Origin of the sequence: Erythrobacter donghaensis (assembly GCF_001557325.1) — a bacterium.
Taxonomy (GTDB): Bacteria; Pseudomonadota; Alphaproteobacteria; order Sphingomonadales; family Sphingomonadaceae; genus Erythrobacter; species Erythrobacter donghaensis_B.
This window is the reverse complement of record NZ_LSJS01000180.1, coordinates 1-203: the sequence shown is the minus strand read 5'-3', so window position 1 is coordinate 203 and position 203 is coordinate 1. Positions and strand designations below refer to the sequence as shown.

Here is a 203-nt window from a genome sequence, read left to right as displayed (position 1 = left end):
GGGATGTGCGGCTCGATCCCGCGCTCCTCGACCAGCCAGGACAGGTTCCTGGCATCTCCATACCCGGCATCGCCCACGAGCCGCTCGGGCCACAGGCCAAAGCGCTCCTGCGTCCGGTCGATCATGCGACGCTGGGCGGTCACCTCGGCCTGACGGATGGCGGTGGTCGCCTCGACATCGACGATCACCGCGTTCTGGAGATC

Annotated in this window: 1 protein-coding gene; it reads right to left on the bottom strand. The window is 68.0% G+C overall.

Annotation, left to right across the window (positions count from 1 at the left end):
• Positions 1–203, bottom strand: a 203-nt coding sequence (locus AX692_RS10840) for a transposase (RefSeq protein ID WP_155646310.1), incomplete at both ends; no start/stop codon positions are given.